Below are 7,743 nucleotides of genomic sequence, written 5' to 3'. Positions count from 1 at the left end.
ACCACGCGGAAGCTGTTGGCCGACACGGTGGGCATGGCCACGCGCACAATCACGCCTTTCGGGTGGCGGTCGATGCGAAGCTGTGGCTGGGCCACGCCCCCACCGATGGTGTTGAGCAGGTCGAGCTGAGGGGCAATGCTATGGATGAATTTCGAGCTGATAAGTTTCATGGCAGGGAGCCGCAAATAGAGGCGGCTTCGGACGGGTAATTACAAACGATGTACCAATCTGAATCACGGCTTATCTGCGCTGAATATCAGCCATATTGACGGCCGTTTTTATGAAGATTTCCTGATTTCGGCCAGGATGACCGGGACCCGGTATTTTGGCCAAAAATTCCGGACGAAATGGCGCAATTGCCCCCTGTTGACTCGTTTTCCACCCTACTAAAACCGACTGGTCAACCCGAAGTGGATTTTGGAGGATTTCAACTCGAAAGCCTGATTATTGGCCCGCCCTACCGAGTACACGAACTGAAACAAGCCCGCTGCCGTGCGGAAGCTCAGCCCCGCGCCCACGCCGGTGGGCTGGTCGCTGAACCGGTCGTTTTCGATGTCGTGGCGCAGGTAGGCCTGGTCGGTGAATAGAAATGCGTAGGAATCGGGCCCGATGAACTGCCGAAACTCGGCCGTAGCCACGGCGTAGGAGCTGGTGTAGAACTGGTTTTCGTTGAAGCCACGCAAGGAATTCAGACCGCCCAGCCGGAACAAGTCGTTGACAAACAGGCGCGGATTGAGCAGGCCCTCGCCGCGCAGGCGCAGCAGCAATACGCCCGCCCGCTTCACCGGGAAGTAGCGCTCGGCGCGCAGTCCGAAGGAGTATTGGGTGGAATTGAGCGGAATGCCGTCGTAGAGCTCGGGCTTCAGCTCGCCGTTTTTGATGATTTTCTTGGTGCCTACCGCGCCCTGGGCATTCACGAGGTAGCCGCGGTGCGGGAAAAATAAGTCATCAAGACTATTCCAGGCGTAGCCGATACCGTAGGAATTGTACTGGGAATCAATGGTATCGGGCAGCACGGTTTTTTGCCGCAGCGTGGTGTCGAGCAGAAACGAGTTGCGCTGCTCGGTGAAAAAGCTGACGCGGCCGGCCCGCGCCGTGGGGTAGGTCACCTGAAGGCGCGGCCGCAACGTGAGGAAGGCGTTGGTTTGCTTGTAAAGGTTGAAGGTGCCGGCCACTTCCAGCGGCGTGCCGAAGAAGTTGGGGTGCACGTATTGGGCATCGAGCAGCTGCGAGATGGCGTCGGTTTTGCGCCATTGCAGGCCCAGCTGCTTGCCGCCGCCCTTGATGTTGCGCAGGTTGATGGTGACGTCGCCGGTGAATTGCACGCCGGTTTGATTGGCGTTCGAGTTCGGCAGAATGCCCACGATGGCGTCGAACTGGTTGCTCGGCCGGTCGTCGAGCAGCAGGTACACCCGCGCCCGGCCCAGGGCGAAGCGTACTTCGGGCTCGGCCCGCAGCTTCACGTAGGGCAGCTGGCGCAATAGCTGGGCGGCGGCGGCCACGCGCTGCTGGCTGAAGGGCTGGCCCGGAAAAATCTGAAGGTACTTAGTCAGGAAGCGCTTCTTGGTCTTGCTGTTGCCCACAATCTGGAGCGAGTCGAACACCACCACGCGGCCCCGCTTAAGCACCACGCGGCCCGCGATGTCGTGCCCGCTGAGATGCACGGAATCGAGGCCGACGGAGGCGAAGGGGAAGCCCTGGTTTTCGGCTTCGGTGAGGATGCGCTCCTGGAGCTTCACCCAGTCTTCGGGCACGAAGGGCGTGCCCCGGAAGAACTTTTCGCGGTAGCCGGCGCGGGTCAGCAGGCCGTCGCCGAGGTTGCCGTTGCGCAGGTAGGCCCAGCGGAACTGCTCGCCCACGTACAGGCGCACCCGCACAGTGTCGCGGCTCCAGTGCAGCTCATCGGCCGAGGCGGTTAGGTAGGAATCCCCTTGCAGGCCCAACACCAGCTCGCGCACCTCGCGCAACGCGCTTAGGGAATCGGGCACGCTGGCGCGCACCTTGTAGCGGCGCAGCACGGGCCGGTCGGCGGCTTCAGTTTCGAGCACCAGCAGGCGCGGGTGGGCTAGTACCCGGCGCGTGGCCGCCGCCGAAGCCGGCGTGGCACGAGGCGGCAGGGTAGGGGTGGCTAGGCCGGGCTGGTTGGGCACATTGGGGTCGAGGCCGGGCGTTTGGGCGGCGGCCAGCCACGGCGTGGCCAGCCAGCCGAACAGCAGCATTCCCCAAAAGCGCAGTAGAAACATAGTCATTCGGGGGGATAACGCAGAGGACGGTGTTTAATTTCCCGAAGGTAAAACTCCCGGCCGGTGCCTGGTGGGCTGTCAGGAATGTGCGTGTCAGAAATTATTTTCTGACACGCACATTCCTGACAAGGGTATTGAACTCCTTGGTCGGCGGCATCTGGGAAGCGGTACCTTTGTGGCGGGGCAATTTGCTCCTCGAATCTGCACAATCATGGCCGGCCTTTACCTCCACATTCCTTTCTGCAAGCAGGCCTGCCACTATTGTGACTTCCATTTCAGCACCTCGCTGGGGCTGAAAAGCCGCTTGGTCGATGCCATCGTGCGGGAAATTGAGCTGCGGCGCGACTACCTCGGCGCGGGCACTGCTTTAGAAACCATTTACTTCGGCGGCGGCACCCCATCGCTACTCACGGCGGACGAATTAAACCAGATTTTCGCCGCCATTCACCGCCATTTCGCAGTATCGCCGCAGGCCGAAATAACCCTTGAAGCCAACCCCGACGACCTCAGTGCCGCCAAGCTGCACGAGCTAAAGTCCGCCGGCATCAACCGCCTCAGCATCGGCCTGCAAAGCTTCTACGAGCCGCATTTGCGGATGATGAACCGCGCCCACACCGCCGAAGAATCAACCACCGCCGTGCGCCGCGCCCAGGACGCGGGCTTCGAGAACATCTCCATTGACCTGATTTACGGCGTGCCCGCGCCCGGCCACCACATCTGGGAAGCTGATTTGGCTAATGCTTTCGCGTTGGGCGTGCCCCACGTTTCGGCCTATGCGCTCACCATCGAGCCGGGCACAGCCTTCGGCCACCGCCTGCAAAAAGGCACCTTCCGGCCCGCACCCGATGAGTTCGTGGCCACGCAGTTTGAGATGCTGCTGGCCGCCATGCGCGCCCACGGCTACACGCAGTACGAAATCAGTAACTTCTGCCAGCCCGGCCGCGAGAGCCGCCACAACGCCAACTACTGGCGCGGGGTGCCCTACCTCGGCCTTGGCCCCAGCGCCCACAGCTACGACGGCCGGAACCGCCAGTTCACCCTCGCCAACAACCCACAATACGTGGCCGCCGTGCTGGAGCGTGGTGATGTGCCCGTGACCGTGGACGAACTCACCGCCACCGACCGCGCCAACGAGTACCTGCTCACCACCCTACGCACCGCCCGGGGCTGCGACCTGGCCCACCTGCGCACCCACCACGGCCTCGACCTGCCCAGCACCCGCGCCGCCTACCTCGCCGAGTTGCAAGCCAACGGCTGGGCCACTATCCAAAACGAAGTCCTTACCTTGACCGACGCGGGCAAGCTCCTGGCCGACCACATCACGCTGGAGCTGTTCCAAACCCCTGCCGTAGCCGAATGAAACTACTGAGCGACAGCATTGCCGACGACGCCGACTTCTTCGTGGAGCAGATTTACGTCGTGGCCATTGTCTTCGATAACACCGATGACGTGACCGTGTGGGCTACCACGTTTTTCGATAACGACACCCATTTCTTCCACCTCGCGCTGCCCTTCAAGGCGCTTGATACCCTCCTCAGCCTGGCTCATACCCGCGCCGAAGCCCTCCAGGAAGAAGTAGCCGATGCCCTGGCCGCCGCCGACTGGCCCGCCCTGCTCGAATTCAACGCCGACGACCGCCCGCCCGTGCCCCTGCCCAGCGTGGCCCTGAAACTGTCTGTTACCTACCCCGCTACCGAAGACGGCGAGCTGGAAGGCGACGACCCCGATGACCCGCAGCCCCACAACATCTTCTACCTCGAAGGCGTATTCGTGCGCCTCGATATGTAAGGTGGCATGATGGCCGCTTCGCCGCCCATCTTTTACCTTATTCCCGGCCTCGGTGCCGATGAGCGGGTATTTCAGTTTCTGCGCCTGCGGGGCGAAGTCCACGTCTTACACTGGCTTTTGCCGCAAAACTCAGCCGAAGACTTGCCGCACTACGCGGCTCGCCTCGCGGCGGCAATTCCACCGGAACAGGCGTGCTGGCTGTTGGGCGTTTCCTTCGGCGGCGTTTTGGCGCTGGAAGTGGCGCAGCTGCGCCCTTTGGCGCGGGTAGTGCTCATTTCCAGCTTTGTGGGGCCATCAGAACTACCTTGGATTGGGAAGCTGGCCCGAATCACGGGCTTATATCACTTGGTGCCGCCACAGCTGTTGCCTCGGCTACCGCGGGTGGCCGGTTGGTTTTTCGGCGTGAAAACCGGACGTGATTACCAGCTGCTCCGCCAGATTCTGCAGGATACCGACCCGGGTTTCACACGCTGGGCTATTGCGCGGCTCCTGCAATGGCCGGGCCGCACCTCGCCAGCTGCCATCCGCATCCACGGCACCGAGGACCGGCTGCTACCCACCAGAACCGCGCACAGCCAGTACATTTTGCCCGGCGGCCACCTTATCATCATCAGTCAGGCCGCCGCAATCAGTCGGATTCTGAACCAACTTGCGGCTGAAACTGCAGCCCTTTCCGCCGTTGCGTAAGCTGCGTCATCGGTACCTGCCCACCCTTAAACTATCCGCTAAGTGCTTCCCACCTATCCCTTCGCCGGCCGCACCTACACCTACAACCCCGCCGCCCCGCTCGATATCTCCCTGCCGCTGGCTCCCGGCGAGGACCAGGTGAACTGCTTCTGGGCCGAGCCCGTGCAGTTCGATACCATTCGGGTGGGCAGCTTTGTGGGCAGCGTGGCGCTGGGCGGCAGCACCAACTACCAGCGCATCCACGTCACGCCCCACGGCAACGGCACGCACACCGAGTGCTACGGCCACATCTCGCCCGACCCGGCCATTACGCTCAACCAGTGCCTGCGCCGCTTCCTGTTCGTGGCCCGGCTGGTGAGCGTGGCCCCGCGTCCCCAGCCCAACGGCGACCTGGTCGTAATGCTGGCCGACGTGCAGGCCGCGCTGCAACAGCAGCCCAACCGCGCCCTCCCCGAAGCCCTCGTCCTGCGCACTCTACCCAACGAAGCCGCCAAACGCCACCGCCACTACTCCGGCACCAACCCCACCTACATCGAGCCCGCCTTGGCTGAGTGGCTGGTCGAATACAACATCCAGCACCTGCTGCTCGACCTGCCCAGCGTCGACCGCGAAGAGGATGCCGGTCAGCTCCTAGCCCACCACGCCTTCTGGCAATACTCCGCCCAGCCGCGCCGCGAAGCCACCATCACCGAGCTCATCTTCGTGCCCGATGAAATCGAAGACGGCCTCTTCCTGCTCAACATCCAAATCACCAGTCTGGAGCTCGATGCCAGCCCCAGCAAGCCCGTGCTCTACCGGTTGAGTTTGCCAGCGGCCTGACTTGTCGCTGCCGCTACTGCTGCAACCAGAGTGACTTTGGCTAAATCCGTCCGGTGAATTGCCACTTCATCCCCTCACCCAATTCAATCTCAACCGGTATTTTGGGCGTTAGGCTGGGCGTGGGCCAGCGCTCACCCAGCCCCGGTTGCAATGACTGCTAGATAAGCCCGATATTGCTTGAATGCTGCGAGTTAGCGCATTGCTGACTTAAGCCGGGCTCAGGTTTTCAACCGCTTTGCTTCCTTCTTTCCAATGCCATTGCTAGCTCATCGGTTGCGCGTTTTTGCGTTGGGTATCGGGTTGCTGCCCGCGCTGGCCGCTCCTGCGCGGGCCCAAACAGCGCCCACCGCCGCCCCGCCAGCTTCAGCGCCCAGCCCCCGGCTGCTGCTGAAGAGCGGCCTGCGCCTCACCCACCTCTTCTACCTGCCCGATGCCCGCAGCTGGCAGCTGCTGTTGCCCATCTCATTCGGCCTCGAATACCGCCTGCGTCCCCGGCTCAGCGCCTACGCGCAGGCCGAAGCCGATATCTCGGCCGGCCGGGCCCCGCGTGGCCGGCGCGGCTCGCCGCTGCTGCCCACGCCCGGCACCAGCGTAAGTCTGGGAGCTCGTTACTACTTCAACCAACCTGCCGAGGCCCAAGCCAGCCCCGAGCCCTGGGGCAACTACGTAGCCTTGGAAGCCAGCGCCGAACTCGCGCAGCTCAGCAGCCGGCGCGGGCGGCGGGGCCGGGGCCTGAGTGTGGGCCGCGTCACGCCCGCCCTGTTTGCGCTATGTGGCACGCAGCACCGTGGCCCCAGCCACCGCCTGCTTTACGACCTCAATGCCGGCCTCGGCATCGAAGCGCCTCCGGCTTACTCAGCCGAGGCTGGCACCCGCCCGCCCTGGGACGTAGCCGCGCAGGTAAACCTGCGGGTTTACTTCGCCAACCAGCACCACGCGGCCAAAGCCAGCCAGCCCTGAACCCACTGGCAGCAAAGCCACAACGCCAAAAGGGCTGCCCGGTTAGAACAGCCCTTTTAACTTACAATCGGTGGGCAATTAAGCCGGAACCGAAACTACTTCGCGGGGGATAACCGTCACGAACGAACGGTCTTTGCGGCCCTTGCGGAACTGAACCTCGCCGTCAACCAACGCGAACAGCGTGTGGTCTTTGCCCATGCCAACATTGGCACCGGGGTGGTGAGCAGTACCGCGCTGACGCACGATGATGTTGCCGGCAACGAGGGCCTGGCCACCGAAGATTTTTACGCCGAGACGTTTGGAATGCGATTCGCGGCCGTTGTTGGACGAGCCGACACCTTTCTTGTGAGCCATGGTATTTAAGCTTAAGCTACTGGCAATGAACCGGTAGCGGCTGGGTTAAGATTGAATCAGGTAGCGAGCCAAAAGCTCAGACTAACCGATGCTGTTAATCATTACTTTGGTGAACGACTGACGGTGGCCGTTCATTTTCTGGTAGCCTTTGCGGCGCTTCTTCTTGAAGACCAGAACTTTGTCGCCTTTTACGTGGGCGATGATGGTGCCGGTTACGGCTACTTTCAACTCGGGCGCACCGACGGTGATGGTGCCGTTGTCGTCGGTCAGCAGGGCGTTGCCCAGCGTTACTACGTCGCCAACGTTGCCGGCCAGTTTGTGAGCGTAAACGAATTTGTTGGCCTCAACCTTGGTCTGCTGGCCAGCTATGTTAACAATTGCGTACATCAGCTTTCGCGGGTTTTTCTGAAATGGGAAGGCAAAAGTACGACTTTGATTTGGGAAATCCAAACCCTAAGTTCTTAATCATCATTGGCTGCCCGGCATCGGCCGCCCCAAAAGCGCCCTGCCGTGGATGAAGCGCAGATTAAGCCCAGATTAAAAAACGGAGCGAATCAGACCAAAAAACAGTCGGTTTGGGGACAAGTGGGTTTATCCACAGGGCTAATGTGGATAAGTGGGGGCAAAAGGGCTGATTTTGAAGGGGATTTCAATTCTAAGCTCAGCTAAGAAACCCGGCAAAAACTCCTGCAACTGGCCTGAAAAAAATGTGGACTTAGCTAAAAAAGAGCGAATAAAAAAGCTAATCGGGTGGGCAATCGGCCTGCCGGGCGGGCCTATATTTGGTGTTGGAAGGCCGGCCGCGTTTCTGACGTTTGGGCCAAACATCTGCCCGAACGTGGGGGTTAGCCTGCCGTCTTCCACGCCGAAAACCGCCATCAAGCCCCGAGAT

9 protein-coding genes are annotated in these 7,743 nt (G+C 61.5%); 5 read left to right on the top strand and 4 right to left on the bottom strand.

Annotated features, from left to right (window positions below; translation table 11 throughout):
• Positions 1 to 386: 386 nt before the first annotated feature.
• Positions 387 to 2,249 carry a BamA/TamA family outer membrane protein gene (locus tag AAFH49_RS10845; RefSeq protein WP_342298025.1) on the bottom strand — a complete coding sequence of 621 codons (1,863 nt, stop codon included), beginning with the start codon at positions 2,247 to 2,249 and terminating at the stop codon, positions 387 to 389.
• 205 nt (positions 2,250 to 2,454) lie between these two features.
• On the opposite strand from AAFH49_RS10845, the gene hemW reads away from it, so the two are divergent.
• The 5 genes from hemW to AAFH49_RS10820 all read left to right on the top strand — a co-directional run bounded on the left by hemW (position 2,455) and on the right by AAFH49_RS10820 (position 6,497).
• A complete protein-coding gene (gene hemW / locus AAFH49_RS10840) occupies positions 2,455 to 3,603 on the top strand; it encodes a radical SAM family heme chaperone HemW (protein ID WP_342298024.1) in 1,149 nt (382 codons plus the stop codon).
• Positions 3,600 to 4,031 (top strand): hypothetical protein, encoded by a 432-nt coding sequence (locus AAFH49_RS10835; protein ID WP_342298022.1) that lies wholly within the window; start codon positions 3,600 to 3,602, stop codon positions 4,029 to 4,031. The genes hemW and AAFH49_RS10835 overlap by 4 nt, the downstream gene beginning before the upstream one ends.
• A gap of 6 nt (positions 4,032 to 4,037) precedes the next feature.
• Entirely contained in the window at positions 4,038 to 4,718 is a 681-nt protein-coding gene (locus AAFH49_RS10830; RefSeq protein ID WP_342298021.1) for an alpha/beta hydrolase, read from the top strand.
• Positions 4,719 to 4,760: 42 nt separating this feature from the next.
• Positions 4,761 to 5,537 carry a cyclase family protein gene (locus tag AAFH49_RS10825; RefSeq protein ID WP_342298019.1) on the top strand — a complete coding sequence of 259 codons (777 nt, stop codon included), beginning with the start codon at positions 4,761 to 4,763 and terminating at the stop codon, positions 5,535 to 5,537.
• 252 nt (positions 5,538 to 5,789) lie between these two features.
• Positions 5,790 to 6,497 carry a hypothetical protein gene (locus tag AAFH49_RS10820; protein ID WP_342298017.1) on the top strand — a complete coding sequence of 236 codons (708 nt, stop codon included), beginning with the start codon at positions 5,790 to 5,792 and terminating at the stop codon, positions 6,495 to 6,497.
• 78 nt (positions 6,498 to 6,575) lie between these two features.
• Here AAFH49_RS10820 and rpmA read toward each other — a convergent pair whose 3' ends face one another.
• From rpmA to AAFH49_RS10805, 3 genes are all read right to left on the bottom strand, one after another.
• Entirely contained in the window at positions 6,576 to 6,851 is a 276-nt protein-coding gene (gene rpmA / locus AAFH49_RS10815; protein ID WP_168671389.1) for a 50S ribosomal protein L27, read from the bottom strand.
• Between the two features lie 81 nt (positions 6,852 to 6,932).
• Positions 6,933 to 7,238 carry a 50S ribosomal protein L21 gene (gene rplU / locus AAFH49_RS10810; protein WP_342298016.1) on the bottom strand — a complete coding sequence of 102 codons (306 nt, stop codon included), beginning with the start codon at positions 7,236 to 7,238 and terminating at the stop codon, positions 6,933 to 6,935.
• A gap of 216 nt (positions 7,239 to 7,454) precedes the next feature.
• Entirely contained in the window at positions 7,455 to 7,733 is a 279-nt protein-coding gene (locus AAFH49_RS10805; RefSeq protein ID WP_342298014.1) for a hypothetical protein, read from the bottom strand.
• Between the last annotated feature and the right edge of the window lie 10 nt (positions 7,734 to 7,743).

This window comes from Hymenobacter segetis (genome assembly GCF_038448715.1).
GTDB lineage: Bacteria > Bacteroidota > Bacteroidia > Cytophagales > Hymenobacteraceae > Hymenobacter > Hymenobacter segetis.
The sequence above is the reverse complement of the archived record's forward strand: the minus strand, read 5'-3'. Positions and strand labels throughout refer to the sequence as shown.

What these genes read in the sequence shown, in the direction of transcription:
- hemW (WP_342298024.1), top strand. Translation starts at nt 2,455, where the DNA reads ATGGCCGGCCTTTACCTCCACATTCCTTTCTGCAAGCAGGCCTGCCAC.
- AAFH49_RS10830 (WP_342298021.1), top strand. Translation starts at nt 4,038, where the DNA reads ATGATGGCCGCTTCGCCGCCCATCTTTTACCTTATTCCCGGCCTCGGT.
- rplU (WP_342298016.1), bottom strand. Translation starts at nt 7,238, where the DNA reads ATGTACGCAATTGTTAACATAGCTGGCCAGCAGACCAAGGTTGAGGCC.
- rpmA (WP_168671389.1), bottom strand. Translation starts at nt 6,851, where the DNA reads ATGGCTCACAAGAAAGGTGTCGGCTCGTCCAACAACGGCCGCGAATCG.
- AAFH49_RS10820 (WP_342298017.1), top strand. Translation starts at nt 5,790, where the DNA reads ATGCCATTGCTAGCTCATCGGTTGCGCGTTTTTGCGTTGGGTATCGGG.
- AAFH49_RS10835 (WP_342298022.1), top strand. Translation starts at nt 3,600, where the DNA reads ATGAAACTACTGAGCGACAGCATTGCCGACGACGCCGACTTCTTCGTG.
- AAFH49_RS10845 (WP_342298025.1), bottom strand. Translation starts at nt 2,249, where the DNA reads ATGACTATGTTTCTACTGCGCTTTTGGGGAATGCTGCTGTTCGGCTGG.